Source organism: Streptomyces sp. NBC_00335 (genome assembly GCF_036127095.1).
In the GTDB taxonomy this organism is placed as follows: Bacteria; Actinomycetota; Actinomycetes; order Streptomycetales; family Streptomycetaceae; genus Streptomyces.
Genome location: NZ_CP108006.1, coordinates 8,386,216 through 8,398,854 on the forward strand (window position 1 = coordinate 8,386,216; position 12,639 = coordinate 8,398,854).

The 12,639-nt window shown below is 71.7% G+C and carries 13 protein-coding genes; 6 read left to right on the plus strand and 7 right to left on the minus strand.

All coding sequences use genetic code 11. The features are described from left to right. The first annotated feature begins 51 nt into the window (after positions 1–51). The gene (locus OHA37_RS37930) at positions 52–3,390 is read left to right on the plus strand and encodes an alpha/beta fold hydrolase (RefSeq protein ID WP_266913629.1); all 3,339 of its coding nucleotides are present in this window, start codon (positions 52–54) and stop codon (positions 3,388–3,390) included. A gap of 95 nt (positions 3,391–3,485) precedes the next feature. On the opposite strand, the gene OHA37_RS37935 is transcribed toward OHA37_RS37930, so the two are convergent. From OHA37_RS37935 to OHA37_RS37950, 4 genes are all read right to left on the minus strand, one after another. After that, positions 3,486–3,869: a hypothetical protein gene (locus tag OHA37_RS37935; protein ID WP_266913631.1), complete on the minus strand. Its 384-nt coding sequence runs from the start codon at positions 3,867–3,869 to the stop codon at positions 3,486–3,488. Continuing rightward, positions 3,866–4,453 carry a TetR/AcrR family transcriptional regulator gene (locus tag OHA37_RS37940; protein WP_266913633.1) on the minus strand — a complete coding sequence of 196 codons (588 nt, stop codon included), beginning with the start codon at positions 4,451–4,453 and terminating at the stop codon, positions 3,866–3,868. The genes OHA37_RS37935 and OHA37_RS37940 overlap by 4 nt, the downstream gene beginning before the upstream one ends. Before the next feature lie 154 nt (positions 4,454–4,607). Beyond that, complete coding sequence (locus OHA37_RS37945) at positions 4,608–4,832, minus strand: hypothetical protein (protein WP_266913635.1); 225 nt, start codon at positions 4,830–4,832, stop codon at positions 4,608–4,610. Between the two features lie 418 nt (positions 4,833–5,250). After that, on the minus strand, positions 5,251–6,585 hold the full coding sequence (locus OHA37_RS37950; protein WP_266913637.1) for an MFS transporter: 1,335 nt from the start codon (positions 6,583–6,585) through the stop codon (positions 5,251–5,253). A gap of 70 nt (positions 6,586–6,655) precedes the next feature. Here OHA37_RS37950 and OHA37_RS37955 point away from each other — a divergent pair, with 70 nt between their 5' ends. Continuing rightward, positions 6,656–7,669, plus strand: a complete 1,014-nt coding sequence (locus OHA37_RS37955) for a GlxA family transcriptional regulator (protein WP_266913639.1) — start codon at positions 6,656–6,658, stop codon at positions 7,667–7,669. A 36-nt stretch (positions 7,670–7,705) separates the two neighbouring features. On the opposite strand, the gene OHA37_RS37960 is transcribed toward OHA37_RS37955, so the two are convergent. Next, on the minus strand, positions 7,706–8,035 hold the full coding sequence (locus OHA37_RS37960; protein WP_266913641.1) for a putative quinol monooxygenase: 330 nt from the start codon (positions 8,033–8,035) through the stop codon (positions 7,706–7,708). A 59-nt stretch (positions 8,036–8,094) separates the two neighbouring features. Here OHA37_RS37960 and OHA37_RS37965 point away from each other — a divergent pair, with 59 nt between their 5' ends. The 4 genes from OHA37_RS37965 (at position 8,095) to OHA37_RS37980 (ending at position 11,040) form a co-directional block, all read left to right on the plus strand. Continuing rightward, on the plus strand, positions 8,095–8,454 hold the full coding sequence (locus OHA37_RS37965) for a MerR family transcriptional regulator (protein ID WP_266913643.1): 360 nt from the start codon (positions 8,095–8,097) through the stop codon (positions 8,452–8,454). A gap of 52 nt (positions 8,455–8,506) precedes the next feature. After that, on the plus strand, positions 8,507–9,631 hold the full coding sequence (locus OHA37_RS37970; protein WP_266913645.1) for a DUF6183 family protein: 1,125 nt from the start codon (positions 8,507–8,509) through the stop codon (positions 9,629–9,631). 88 nt (positions 9,632–9,719) lie between these two features. After that, the gene (locus OHA37_RS37975) at positions 9,720–10,166 is read left to right on the plus strand and encodes a hypothetical protein (RefSeq protein WP_266913647.1); all 447 of its coding nucleotides are present in this window, start codon (positions 9,720–9,722) and stop codon (positions 10,164–10,166) included. A gap of 649 nt (positions 10,167–10,815) precedes the next feature. Next, entirely contained in the window at positions 10,816–11,040 is a 225-nt protein-coding gene (locus OHA37_RS37980) for a hypothetical protein (protein ID WP_266913649.1), read from the plus strand. Between the two features lie 388 nt (positions 11,041–11,428). Here the strand turns inward: OHA37_RS37980 and OHA37_RS37985 are convergent, their stop codons facing one another. Next, positions 11,429–11,929, minus strand: coding sequence for a hypothetical protein (locus OHA37_RS37985; RefSeq protein WP_266913652.1), 501 nt, complete (start codon positions 11,927–11,929; stop codon positions 11,429–11,431). A 339-nt stretch (positions 11,930–12,268) separates the two neighbouring features. After that, positions 12,269–12,499, minus strand: coding sequence for a hypothetical protein (locus OHA37_RS37990; RefSeq protein ID WP_328694616.1), 231 nt, complete (start codon positions 12,497–12,499; stop codon positions 12,269–12,271). Between the last annotated feature and the right edge of the window lie 140 nt (positions 12,500–12,639).

Consider the following 12,639-nt stretch of genomic DNA (forward strand, 5'->3'; position numbering starts at 1 on the left):
CGGTGGGGTAGGAACCCCGAGCGAATTCGCCGATGGTGGGGGAGGGCTCGTATGGGTGACCGGGACCGGCTGGGCGTGGTGTTCGTCCACGGGTTCGCCTCAGGACCGAAGGTGTGGGACCGCTTCCTCTCCCTGATCGAGGGGGACGCGGACCTGGACTTCGTCGACACCCGGACCCTCGGGTACGCCACCGGGTTCGGCCGGCTGCGGCCCGACCGGGCCCTGCCCTCGCTGAGCACCGTCGCCGACCACCTGAAGACGCTCCTGGAGACCGAGCCCGCGCACCGGCCGCTGGTGCTCGTGGGCCACAGCATGGGCGGCCTGGTGATCCAGAGGTGGCTGGTGCGGATGCTCGCGGAAGGCCGCGGCCGGGAACTGGCCCGCATCCGCCGGATCGTTCTCCTGGCCTGCCCGAACGCCGGCTCCGATCTCGCCCGCGGCGCGCGCAGGCAACTGCTGGGCGGCAACCCGCAGGAGCGGCAGCTGCGCACCCTCGACGAGGACGTACGGGACACCCACACCGCCGTGCTGCGCGACATCGTCGGCGCCGACGCCGTCAGCGAGCGCACCTGCCCGATCCCGTTCTCCGTCTACGCCGCCGAGAGCGACGCCGTGGTCCCGCGCGCCTCCGCCCAGGGGGCCTTTCCCCGCAGCGGTGTGCTGCCCGGGGACCACTTCAGCGTCGTACAGCCCCGCTCCCGCGACCACGCCTCGTACGCCACGCTGCGGCACCTGCTCCGCGAGGAGGCCAGCGGCAGCGATCCGCCCGCCGTACGCCCCGTCTCGGCGTTCACGCCCAAGGCCCTCGAAGTGCACGGCGCTCCCCTCCCCGGAGGCCGCCCGGAAGACGCGGGCGACGGGCCGCTGACCCCCTACCTGCTGCGCCCGCACGACGCGCGCCTGCGCGCGGCACTCGACGCGGCACTTGCAGGCGGTACCCCGCGCCTGCTGGTCCTGACCGGCGAGTCGGCTACCGGGAAGACCCGAGCCCTGTACGAGGCGCTGCTCGACCGGGCCCCTGAGCGGCCCCTCCTCAAGCCGAGCACCGCCGCGGACCTGCTGTCGCTCCTGCGCGCGGGACGGGTGCAGGAGGGGGCGGTGCTGTGGCTGAACGAGGCGCAGCGGTTCTTCTACGGCGCCGAGGGGGAGGCCGCGGCGAACGCCCTCCACCAGCACCTGGCACGGGACGGGCGGCTCGTGGCGGTGGCGACGCTGTGGACCTGGCCGTACTGGACGCAGCTGACCGCCCCGGACCGGACCACCCACGTCGGGGCGAAGGCCCTGCTCACCCACCCGGCCCTGACGCTACGGCTGACCGTACCGCCGTACCTGGACGACCAGGACCTGACCGCGTGGGCGGAGTTGGAGGGCCTGGCCGGCGACCTGCGCCTGGGGCCGGCCCTGGAGGCGGGCCGCGCCGACGGCCGCGTCATTCAGCAGCTCACCGGCGGGCCCCAGCTGCTGGAGGCCTTCCTCTCGGGTCCGGAGGTGTTCTTCACCGCCTCGGAACACGCGCTGATCGGCGCGGCACTCGACGCCCGGCGCCTCGGCCACCACGCGCCCATGGCCCCCGGACTCCTCGCCCGGGTCGCCGACGGCGCGCTGACCCCCCGGCAGCGCAGCGGAGTTCCGGGCTGGGAGGTACGGGATCTCAAGGCACTCGGCGAAGGCACGCGCGAGGACGGCACACCGACCGCCGTCCGTACCCTCACCGCCCTGTCCGCGCTGCGGCCCCGCTCCGGTGCACCCGCGGTGTTCGAGCCCGCCGACTATCTGGAGCAGCACGTGCGCGGGCTCCGGGCGGGCCTGCGACCGCAACCGGCGCTCTGGGACGCCTTGGTGGAGTACGCCGACGATCCCGGGGACCTGGCCCGACTGGGACGGTCCGCGTGGGACCGGGGCCTGCGGCGGCACGCGGCCCTGCTGTGGCGGCGCGCCGTACTCGCGGGTGACGCCTCCGCTCCCGCCCTCCTGGTCTCGTACCTGAGGGGCCCGCTCGACCCCGCCGGCACGGTGGCCCGCTGGGCCGCCGCCCACTGTTCCCTGGAGAACCCGTTCGCCTGCTTCGACCTGCTGAAAGCGCTCGCCAACACCGACGCGCCCACCGAGGCCGTGGAAGCCGAGCTCCGGGCGCGGGGCCTGATGACCCGTCTGGAGGAGTTCTCCGTCCTCCCCCTGGTCCTGCACGCCACCCTGACGAGGCTGCGGGACGCGGGAGCGGCCCCGCTGGCCCGGGAACTGCTGGACCGGGGCGCCGTCACCCGCATGCAGCTCGGCCGCAGTCCGGGCTGGACCGGGCTGCCGGGCATCCTGAGCTTCCTCAACGATGCCGGCGCAGACGAGGCCCGCGCCGAGTTCCTGGCACGCGGTCCGGCGGCCCACCTCGACCGGGACGACCCACTGGAGACCATCTGGATGCTGGAGGCACTGCTGAGCGCCGGTGCGCGGGAGGCGGCGGAGGAACTCGTCGAGCACTGCGCGCTGGGCACAAGGACGGACGTCGCTGATGCCCGGACGGTCGCCGACCTGCTGTTTGTCCTCGACAGGTTGCGTTCCCCCGCCATGGAGGAGCTGTTGGCCCGCGACCCGACCGGCTGCGCGGACCTGCAGTACGCCGGCAGTGTCGCGTGGCTCCTGCGGGCGCTGGACGCGATCGGGGCCGACGACGCCGTGGCGCGGCTCCTCGCGCGCGACCCCGCGTCCCACGCGGACCTCGGGCACAAGGGACTCGAAGGCGTCACGCTCCTGTTGGAGACCCTCGACGGGCTCGGGGCCGCACGGGGCGCGGCGACCCTGCGCACCCGGATGGCTGCGGAGCTGGACCCGCTCGAACCGGGGGTCCTACGAGTCCTGCGGGCGCAGGCACCCGCATTGGCCCGCGAAGCGCTCGTGACCCAGTACCCGGTGGACGACCAGGACCCGGACTTCGCCGACGAGATCGGGATGCTGCTCAGCGCCTGGGCGACGGTCGGCGACCAGGAGACGGTGGGAGATCAGGAGACGGTGGGGGATCTGGAGATGGCAAGTGACCAGGAGACGGCCACCCGCGGCCTTCTCGCCCTGGATCCGGTGGCACACGCGGACCTCACGGACGCCTCGGCGGTCGCCCGGCTGCTCCGCGGACTGTTGGACTCGGGGTCGACCCTCGCCCTGCGCGCGTTGCTGGACCGGGATCCCGTCGCCCACGCCGCGACGACCGAACGCGATGCAGTGGACGAACTGCTGAGGGCCCTGCGGGACGCGGGGGCGGAGTCCGACGCCGAAGCCCTGGCGGAGCGGGCCTGGGAGGCGGGCACCGCCGTACCCGCCCGCCTCCTCCCGTACGGGTGCGGACCGGACGCCCGTCCGGCGTCGCCGTGGACCTGGGAGGACCTCCCACCGCTTCCCTGAGCACCGGTCGGGGCAAAACACCCGGAACGGGCCCAGGCGGGCCTCCGCGAAGGGGGCCCTGCGCGAGGCTGCCGCGGGAAGGCTCCGAGGACGCGCTACGCGGCGCCCGCCGCGGCCAGCACCGCGACGGGCAGGAGCAGGATCCACTGCGGCAGGCGGAGCAGCGGCCTGGACCAGCCGACGGACAGGGTGACGGCCAGGAAGGCGGCCGCGTACGCGAGGAAGTGCGCGGCCACGAACCACGCCACCATGCCGGTCCCCGGCGTACCGGCGTCCTTCAGGGAGAGGTACAGCAGAGCGAGTCCGGAGAGTGCCAAGTCGACGCTCACCATGTGCCAGACGGCGTGCAGGACGCGCTTGGGTTCGTCCGCGAGCCCAGAGGACAGCAGCGGGCGCACCACATCGCGGTGCCCGCCGACCATGTGCACCACGGCCACGCCGACCGCGGTGATGCCCGCCGCGAGAAACCAGCTGTTCATCGGACCTCGATTCCCTTGGCCACGACCGTGGCCAGCAGTGTGGCCAGCTGCCGGCCAGGGTGTTCCCCGACGAGCCCCACGTGGAAGAACACGGCCCCCGCCAGCGTGTCCAGGACCAGGTCCACCGGTGTGTCGGCCGCGATCTCCCCGCGTACCGCGGCGCGTTCGAAGACGATCAGGAGCCGTTCCTTCGACGGGGCCAGGAAGTCGCCGCGGATCCGCGCCCGCAGTTCCGGATCGGCGGCGAAGTCGGCGAGCAGCCCCGGGAGCGCCGCCGCGGCGGCGGGCGCGCGGAACTCGTCGACCAGGCCCTGGAGCAGCACGGTCAGATCCCCGGCCAGCGTTCCGGTGTCCGGGGGCGGAGCGTCATCGGTGGTCGTGAAGACGGCTTCGAAGACCAACTCCGGCTTGCCCGGCCACCGTCGGTAGATCGTGTCCTTGCCGACACCGGCCCGCGCGGCCACCGCCCCGATCGACGTCGCTGCGTAGCCGGCCTCGACCACCAGCTCCGCCGTGGCACTGATGATCGCCTCGTGCGAGCGGGGATCCCTGGGACGCCCCCTGGAGGGCTGAGAGGAACTCATGGAATTACCTTACGGGTCGACCCGTAAGGTAAACAAGAGAGTCGGCCACCCCGGACCGGCCGGATCCAGGCAGGCAGGGCATGAAGAAAGCCTCCCCGGCGGATTCTGTATCCAGCCGGAAAGGCTCACTGCTGTCGGTGGATCGACCAGGTGCTCAGGGACGACGACGGCGGCGAATCAACCGCAGCACCACTCCGGCGGCGAACAACAGTGCACCGAGGCCGCAGAGCGCGAACCCGACCCCGTTGAAGACGTCGAGGGCCAACCATGGTCCAGCCGACCGGTTCCACCATGCCACGAGGAGCAGGGAGCCGCCCAGGCCGATGAGGGCCAGGCCGCGGGCGTACCAGGTCTGCGGGTCGCGGTTGTCGATCGGCACCCGCTCGGGGTCCGGCGCCGCGAGAGCCGCCGCAGCCGCACGGCATACATGGCGGCCAGGCCGAACTGGACGACCGTGCTGCCCGCCACGATCGCCGGTACCAGCCCGCCCGGCATGTCGAGCGGATCGGGAACCATCAGGAGCCAGAACGCCAGCGCCCCGCACCACGCCACGCCGCAGACGCCGGAGATCCACAGCCCTGCCTTCGGGTGCATCGGCTTCTTCGTATTCTTGTTCACCGTCATGATGACTCCCCCCGGTTCCCTTCCGTCAGGGTAGGTGCGCGAGCTCCCTGGCGATATGCACGCTTCAGGCCGGGGAGCAGGTCCGGAGCAGGCCCCTGACGTACTGGAAGGCGGTCGGGCGGGAGGCGCCGATCGCCTGAGCGCCCCGTCCTCAGCCGTCGGCGCAGCGCGGGTCAGGGTCTGGCCGCAACCAGTTCGCCGCCGTCCGGGGGAGAGACGCGCCGCAGGGTGCGGATCGCCGGGATCGAGAGCAGCGCCACGCAGCCCGCCAGGCAGGCGCCCCCGGAGACCAGCAGCAGCCTGTCCGGGGACGCCAGCTCCGTGGCCGGTCCCGCCAGGATCTGGCCCAGGGCGATTCCGGACACCGAGCCGGCCAGCTCGTACGCGGTGACCCGGTTGAGTACCGCTGGTGGCGTGTGGGTCTGGACACTGGTCGCCCACATCACCGACCAGAACGCCCAGGCGCCACCGCCGAGGACGTGGCCCGCCAGCAGCACCGGCAGCCCGGCGCCCAGCGCCACGCAGAGTGGCAGCCCGCTGAACAGCACCATGGCCATCGCACCGGCGGCCAGCGGCCTGGCCGGGCGCAGTCGCAGCGCGAGCAGGCCTCCGAGCACCGTGCCGACACCGAGGAAGGAGACGGCCAGGCCGTACGCGTTCGGGCCGAGCCGGGCTCCGATCAGCGCTGAGCTCAGGGGCACCAGCGGGCCGAAGAGCAGCACGCCGTAGACCACCCAGATCAGGATCACGGCCCACATCCAGGTGCGGGAGCGGAACTCCTGCCAGCCCTGGCGCAGGTCGCGACGGAGGGAACTCCTCGGCACTGCGGTGGAGTCGGCCTCGGCGTGGGTATCGGCCAGGGTGCCCGCGGAGGTGCCCGCAGGGGCGAGGCGGATGAGCCCCAAGCACAGGGCGCTGAGTACGAAGGTGCCCGCATCGATCGCGTAAACGGTCCCGGCGCCGGTCAGCACGATCAGCAGCCCCGCCAGGGCCGGGCCGAGCAGTTGGGCGAGCGCGTCGGCGACTTTGAGCGTGGCGTTGGCGCGCTGCGGTTCCCGGGCGACCAGCGGGACCATCCCGTTGACCCCCGGCTGGAACATCGCGACGGCCGCACCGGCCAGTGCCGCCATGGTCACCAGCAGCCAGAACGGCGGGGTCCCGGCGAAGAACGCGGCAGCCAGGACACCCTGGGTGACCACCCGGACGAGGTCTGCGCCGACCATCATCCGGCGTGCGCCGATCCGGTCGGCGAACACCCCGCCGAACAGGACCAGGAGGACGAACGTCCCGGTCCAAGTGCCGAGGACGAAGCCGACTCCGGAGATCCCGTACAGCGGTCCGACCGCGAGCGCGGCGGCCACCGGCATCATCGCGTCGCCGACCAACGACACCGCGCGGGCGGTGAAGTACAGCATGAATCGCCGGTCCCACAAGGGGGGTCTGGCGGTCGAAGCCTCGCCCTGGACGGTCTGGGCCTGTGCTTGCGTCTGTGTCTGTGCGGTGGTCACAGGACGATGCTGGACTGGACCAATCGACCGCTCCAGTGTCCTGAACGACACGATGGGGTACTTTCGCGCCATGACCTCTCGTCCACTGCCGAAGTCCCCGGCTCTTCACCGGGTCGTGGCCGTGCTGCAGTCCCCGCAGTCGACCTTCCCCCTGGCCTGCGCGACCGAGGTGTTCGGCGACCACAGCCCGGCGATCCCCGCCCGCTACGCGTTCGAGGTCTGCGCCGAGCACCCCGGCCCGGTGCGCACCCAGGCCGGATACGACCTGCTGGTCACGACGGGCCTGGACGCGTTGGAGCGCGCGGACACCGTACTGTTCCCCGGCTGGCAGCAACCCGTCGGCACCGAAGTGTCGGCGACGCTGATCGCAGCGGTCCGCCGGGCCCACCGCCGGGGCGCGCGGGTCGTCGGCATCTGCTCGGGCGCCTTCATGCTCGCCGCAGCCGGTCTGCTGGACGATCGCAGGGCCGCGACGCACTGGGCCCAAGCCCCCGAGCTGGCCGCACGGTTCCCGCGGGTCCGGGTCGACCCCGCAGTGCTGTACGTGGACCACGGCGACGTCGCGACCAGCGCCGGATCGGCGGCAGGCGTGGACCTCTGCCTGCACCTGGTGCGCACCGACCAAGGAGCCGCGTACGCGATGCGGATCGCCCGCCAGATGGTGATGCCGCCGCACCGCGAGGGCTGCCAGTTGCAGTACGCCGAACTACCCACCTCCGGGCCGGTCGCCGACTCGCTGGCGCCGCTGCTGGAATGGCTGGGCGAGCGGCTGGACCAGCCGGTCAGCGTCGCCGAGATGGCGGTCCGCTCCCAGGTCTCGGCCCGCACGCTGACCCGGCGCTTCACCGACCAGTTGGGCATCAGTCCCGGGCGCTGGCTGCTGGACCGGCGCATCGCCGCCACCCGGGCCCTGTTGGAGGAGACCGACCTGCCCGTGGAAACCATCGCGCACCGGGTCGGCCTCTCCTCGGCCGTCAACCTGCGCCGGCGCTTCCACGAGGCCCTGCGCACCACACCCGCCGCCTACCGCCGCGCCTTCCGGGCGGACGAGGCCGGATCTGAGATCGAAACGGCGCCGCGGTGACAGGGCGGCACGCGGATCGGCCGCGGTCATCCCCCTTCAGGCGAGAACCGGTTGGGCCTCCGGGTACGGGCTGATCATGGTGTCGAAGTAGCCCTCCGGGGCCCCCTCCAGGAAGGTCGAAAGATTCTCCAGGAAGGCGCGCAGCGGAGGCGTCGCGTTGTGACGGTCCAGGTCTTCCTGGGAGCGCCACACCTCGTAGAGGAAGAAGCGGCCGTCCTCGTGTTCGTGGAGGTGGTACTGCAGATTCCCGGGTTCTTGGCGGGTGGGTTCCACGAAGGAGGAGAGGACGCTCCGGACCTCGTCCGCGCGCTCGGGCCGGGGCCGCAGGAAACCGTAGAGGGATATGGGGCGTTCTGAGTTCGTCATGACCCTCACGCTAAGATCTCACACCAATGTGAGGTTCAAGGGATAGTGAGGAGCGCCACATGAAGATCGGCGAACTCGCCGCCGCGACGGGCACCTCCGTCCGACTGTTGCGGTACTACGAGGAACAGGGCCTCCTGGAGTCCCACCGTCTCGACAGCGGGCACCGCCGCTACGACGACAGCGCGCCGACCGTGGTCCAGCGCATTCGCGCGCTCCTGGACGCCGGCCTTCCGACCCGGGTCATTCGCGATCTCCAGCCGTGCATTCGCCAAGACGGCACGGTCGCCGCGTGCAAGGTGGAGACCCTCCGGGAACACCTCCGCGGCTTGGACGACCGAATCTCCGCACTATCGGAGACCCGCACGTCCCTGGCCGAGCTCATCTCCGCCACCCGGACCCCCGAACCGACCCTCGCCTAGACAACCTGGTCAGGCCCGTCGTCTTGGAAGCGACGCTTTAGGCTGGCGCATCGTGAACGACGAAGCGAACGGCACAGCGATCCACGGAGAACCCGCGTACATCTCGCGCGACGACGCCCTCCGGCACGCCATGTCGGGCGACATCGTCCATCTGCGCGGGGTGGTGTCGCACCTCACCACCCGGTACGCGGCCGCCGCCCGGGGCACCCGGATCCACGGAAGCGACCTCTCCTACATCCGGCGCCTCCTCACCACGACCCCAGGCCGCGACAGCGTCGAACTGCTGCTCCGGCTGCTGAGCGAGCAGGAAGCGGCTGCCGGAGCAGCGGCCCTCGAACTGCCGCTCATGGCGACGATGCTCGCCCAGCACCAGCCGGCCGCACTCCTCGCGCAGGCAGTCTTCGCCGACGTCCCCGAGAACGATCGGCTCGGCGAGCTGAGGACCTGCCTGTTCCACGAGTTGTTGTTGCGCGGGGTGGACCTGGACGAGTTCCCGGCCCTGCGCCCCGGTTCGCGGCTGCACCCCCTGGCCTGGCTCCCCGACCGCCGCCGCGCCCTGGAGACCGAACCCGACTTCACGAGCCACTCCGCGAACGGCTCGGCCAGTGGCGTGAAGACCAGCCTGCCCGCCCACGGCCGTCTGGATCCGCCCACCCCCCGCCCGACTGCGGCATCACCGCTGCGGAACTCCGTGACGGTGGACGAGCACGACCTCATCGTCGCCGCCGCCCACGGGAACTGGGGCTACGCCGAGGCATGGGTCTTCCGGCCGGAGCACCCCATCGCTCCCGACCAGGTGCCGGCCCTGCTCCCCACCCTGCCGATGGACTGCGTCGCCGACCTCGGTCCCACCGGCCGTTACGAGATAGCCGCCCGCCCCGTGGGCGACATCTGGTCCCTGCTCTTCGCCACCGCGTCGATGGGAGGCTTCGGCGGCACCGGCCTGTACGGGGCATGGGGCCGACTGCGGGCATGGCGCTCCCTGGCGGGCCTGTGCGGCCTTCCGTTCCAGGCGAGCGCGGGGGAGGTGGAACGCCGTGCCGAGCAGCACGCCTGGTTCCACTTCCAGACCGACTCCGAGTTCTTCCACAACGAGATCGACAACGACTACGCCATCGCCGCCCTCTCCCCGGACGGCCGCCGCCTCGCCGTCCTGGCGGCCACGGACACCGACTAGTGCTGTGACCGGCCACAGCACTGGAAGAGGACCGGGCCCGCGAATCGTCAGGCCGCTGCGCGGCGCTGTGGATGCCAGAATCGGCGGCATGACCCTGTGCGACTACTTCTCCGCCGTCGACGACGAGGCTGCCGTCGCGGTCCTGCACTCTCCGGGGGGACCGGGCCGAGCGGAGTTCGACGTGTTCCCCCTCAGGAACATCGACCCGGTCGTCGCGATGGCCCAGCTCGAAGCCGTCATGACGGGCTGCAGCCATGAGGAGGCCGCCGAACGCCCACGGTCCGGGGAGCTGCTGTCATCGCCGCAGGACGGCCCTCCCTTCGTGGTCAGCTTGTCGGACACCTTGTCCGATGCCCTCGCCACGGCAGCGGATGACGACCTCGTCCGCTTCGCCGAGCCATGGTCGAGGACCGACGAACTCCAGCAGATGGGGATCGGCGTTGAGGTCACGGCGGATGTGCTGAGGGGCCTGGCCGGACTGGCTCGGCGCGCTCAGGCCTCCGGCCGGCGGCTGTACTGCTGGTGGGCGCTGTGACGTTCGCGCCGCCGGCCGCCCAGGGGCACGTTCCTCACCCTCTCCTCCGGAGCGACGCTCCTGCCGGCCGTGCCGGCCAACCCGCACCGCGGCAGGCCCGTCACGCCGGAGCCGAGGATGTCGTCGAAGGACGGGCCGAGAACGAAGTGCATCACCGGTTCGGAGTCCGCGAGCGGCTCCTTCTGATCGCGGCCGGCCGCCGAGCCTAACCCCTTGCGCCTCGGGCCTGGCGGTCCAGGAAGTCGATCAGCCGCGTCTCCGAACGTAGAACCCGTTCTCGCTGCTCAGTAGGCAGCGACGCGAGGAGGTCGACAAGGACTCGCTTCCGCGGGACCTGCACCATGTTGCCGGAGTAGATCCGGCAAGAGGAACACCAGGCGAGTCCGACGCACCTCTCGAACATCGAGGACTCCGGCGGATGGAAGCGATACTGGTACGAACGGACGGGCGTTCCGCAGACGGCGCAGACGCGTCGGTCGCCGTCGGGAACCGTGTCCCAGCTCCCGACCTTTCGCCAATGCTGTCGCCCGGCCGGTGCTCTTCAAGTCGTCATGCCGAGCATTCTCGCGCAGCACAGCCTCCGAGCACGACCGCGGCCGACCGGCGCGGTGCCGGATGGGTGACGGCTGCTTCAGGCGCTGTACGGCTCATGAGCTGGCATGAAGCACTGCACCTCGAGTACCTGGCCGAGCAGGAAGAGGATCTACCCGACCTCGACGAGGCAACCATGGCCGAACTCCAGCGCCAGCTGCGGGACCTCGACCTCATCGCGACCCACTCGGAGGATCTGCGACTCGCCGGCCTCGGGCTGCCCGTCGACACGTCGATCCGGCTCCGCGCGGAACTGCGGACCCCTCTTTCCCGCCGGGGCTGAGGGCCGGCAGGACTCGGTGCCGGTGGCCCCCACCATCAACTACGGACGTCGTTAGCGCACGTAGCCCGCACGGTCGAGTACTGACTCAAGCGTGAGTTCCGCGACGACACGGTGAACTCGGGCGGGTATCGGACGTGGGCGCTACGACCTCGGCGCCTCCTCGCCACAGGCGAGGAATACGCCCACCCTGCTCACCACAAGACAGGCACCACAGCACGCCGCGGCAGCGTCCGGTACTTCCGGGGCGAGCCATGTGTCGCGCCAGTTCACGGTGCCACCCCTCGGCATCGAGGTCCCCGAACTGGTGCGATACCTGAACGCGAAACCCGACATGACCCGGGGCTCACGGGCCGCCCCCGCAGCACGGTGAATCGCTGATCCAGCACTTTCAGGGGGCGGTGAGGAAGCCGTAGTAGTCGGCGCCCGCGACGAGAACCGAGGTGAAGGAGAGGGGGAGTCCGTCGGCGTCGCGGGGGACCTCCTGCGAGGTCTGGCGGGTGAATCCGAGGGAGATGCCGGGCACGATCAGGCTCTCGGTGTCCGGGGCCGTCACGGTCCAGCCGCGCCCGCGCACCTGCCGGAGGATCTCCTCGGCAGGCTCGGCGAACACGTCGTGGCCGTCGAACAGAACCCGGGGGAGCCGGGTGCGCGTGCTCTTCCCTTCGGCCGGCCGCCACAGTTCGATCGCGTGGAGGCGGCCGTCCTCATCGAAGAAGGCGGTGTAGCCCACTCCGTCGAAGGAACCCACCGCCCGCCGTGTGGGGCGTCCCGGGCGCGGTCCGATCGTCCGCGGCTCGCCCCAGGGAACCGCGGCGGCCATCGCCTCGTCGAAGGTCATGCCGAACCGCAGGGGATGCACACCGTTGGGCGGGTCGAGGATCAGGTCCATCGTGTTCTCTGGCTGGTCTGCTTGGGGACGTCGTAGTGTATCGAGCAGCCGCGTCCGGTCGGCATGTTGTCCCCTTTGAGGGACAGAGCTTGTCCGGTCCCGTCCGAAGCGGTGCCACGGGGTTCCGGCCCGGTGCTGCGAGGGAGCTCGACCCGCGGCGCCCCGGACCGCCCCCGTCGGCACACCTGGCGGAGGAACGGCGGAGCTCGCGGAGCGGAACACCGCGCTCCCCGTAACACCCGCGACGAAGAACCTGCTGAAGCGGATCGCCGAGCCGCCTCGTTCGACCGGAGTCACGCCCGACGACGAGCGCTCGCCGGCCCTACGCCACCTGAGGGATCAGAGTCCAACGGCCGGCGCCGGACCGGCGGGAGCCGCGGGCAGGGCGAGGCGGGACCCGAGGCGGCACCGCATCTCGCCTGCGGCGGCACGGACCTCTTCGGAGCGGGTCTCGTCCTCTAGGGCGCCGAGCAGCATCATGACCGCCCTCGCTTCGTCGCCCGTGAGGAGCTTGAGGCGGGTCTCGGTGACGGCGTCCAGGAGTACGCCGAGGAAGTCTTCGTCGTCCATGTCCATGCCGGGACAACGCCGTACCCCGGTCACCAGTCACCGGTCACCCGCGGCAGCACCCGCCTGCGCGACGCGGGCCGGTACCCCGCAGAGGACTCCTTGCCACCCACGACGGCTTGAGGCGTACGGGGCCGAGGTGG

Bases quoted from the DNA above. Each gene is read 5' to 3' on its own strand.
- OHA37_RS37930 (WP_266913629.1), top strand. From the start codon at position 52: ATGGGTGACCGGGACCGGCTGGGCGTGGTGTTCGTCCACGGGTTCGCC.
- OHA37_RS37965 (WP_266913643.1), top strand. From the start codon at position 8,095: ATGAAGATCGGCGAACTCGCCGCCGCGACGGGCACCTCCGTCCGACTG.
- OHA37_RS37980 (WP_266913649.1), top strand. From the start codon at position 10,816: ATGAGCTGGCATGAAGCACTGCACCTCGAGTACCTGGCCGAGCAGGAA.
- OHA37_RS37940 (WP_266913633.1), bottom strand. From the start codon at position 4,453: ATGAGTTCCTCTCAGCCCTCCAGGGGGCGTCCCAGGGATCCCCGCTCG.
- OHA37_RS37985 (WP_266913652.1), bottom strand. From the start codon at position 11,929: ATGGACCTGATCCTCGACCCGCCCAACGGTGTGCATCCCCTGCGGTTC.
- OHA37_RS37960 (WP_266913641.1), bottom strand. From the start codon at position 8,035: ATGACGAACTCAGAACGCCCCATATCCCTCTACGGTTTCCTGCGGCCC.
- OHA37_RS37955 (WP_266913639.1), top strand. From the start codon at position 6,656: ATGACCTCTCGTCCACTGCCGAAGTCCCCGGCTCTTCACCGGGTCGTG.
- OHA37_RS37990 (WP_328694616.1), bottom strand. From the start codon at position 12,499: ATGGACGACGAAGACTTCCTCGGCGTACTCCTGGACGCCGTCACCGAG.
- OHA37_RS37975 (WP_266913647.1), top strand. From the start codon at position 9,720: ATGACCCTGTGCGACTACTTCTCCGCCGTCGACGACGAGGCTGCCGTC.
- OHA37_RS37935 (WP_266913631.1), bottom strand. From the start codon at position 3,869: ATGAACAGCTGGTTTCTCGCGGCGGGCATCACCGCGGTCGGCGTGGCC.